Source organism: Bradyrhizobium sp. KZN70725, assembly GCF_055264925.1.
The window spans coordinates 1-894 of sequence record NZ_JBUYWT010000183.1 but is presented as its reverse complement, the minus strand read 5'-3'; the positions used below and the strand labels follow the sequence as shown (position 1 = coordinate 894).

Genomic DNA, 894 nt, shown 5'->3' with positions numbered 1-894 from the left:
CGAGGCGCAATCCTTCGCAGCTTATCTCGCGCCACTGCGCAAGGCCGAGTGGGTCGTCTACGCAAAACGGCCGTTCGGCGGGCCGGAGGCGGTACTGGCCTATCTGTCGCGTTACACCCACCGCGTCGCCATCGCCAACAGCCGCCTGATCGCCTGTGACGAGCGCGGCGTCGCCTTCAAGTGGAAGGACTATCGGATCGAGGGCCGCGATCGATACAAGCGCATGACGCTCGGAACCTTCGAGTTCATCCGCCGCTTCCTCATCCACGTGCTGCCCAAGGGCCTGCACCGCATCCGCCACTACGGCCTGTTCGCCAAAAGCACGTGCGCCGCCAACATCGCCCGCGCCCGTGAGCTGCTCGCCGTTGCAAACTCCCAAGGCGAGCCTACCAGTGTCCCAGAGGCCAACAAGCCGAGGTGTCCATGCTGCGGCGGCTGCATGATCATCATCGAGGTCTTCGCCCGCGGTGCAATGCCACGGCATCGGCCGACAGCTCCAACGAACCGCATCAGGATCGACACCTCATGATCGCGTCACAGTCCTGCAAATCTCCGCGTCACGCTCGCCCTCTCTCGACCGGCCACGATAGAACTCGCCAAGATATCCACCACACGATCGCAACTCGTCCGACGATCTATCGAGCTTGACGCCATCTGTCGCTCATTCGGCAGCTGCATCACCCTTGCACTGCTCGTGGCGCAGGCTCGATCCACATCAGCCAGCTCGCCCGCGGCACTCAAATCCCCATAGCCGCTGCCGCACCGCCCCACGTCCCTTAGGCGCGGTTTCCTTGTAAGGGCTTTGTCAAGGGAGGCGTTTAAATAGGCGATAGGTCGGCGCATCTTTTCCTTCGTCAGTTTCTTTGTTCGATCTGAGGCCGTTTCTTCGTCCCG

General features: G+C 62.2%; 1 protein-coding gene. It reads left to right on the top strand.

Going from position 1 to position 894, the window contains the following annotated elements:
* Positions 1–529, top strand: a 529-nt coding sequence (locus ACZBJS_RS42595) for an IS91 family transposase (RefSeq protein WP_463440342.1), incomplete at its 5' end; no start/stop codon positions are given.
* Between the last annotated feature and the right edge of the window lie 365 nt (positions 530–894).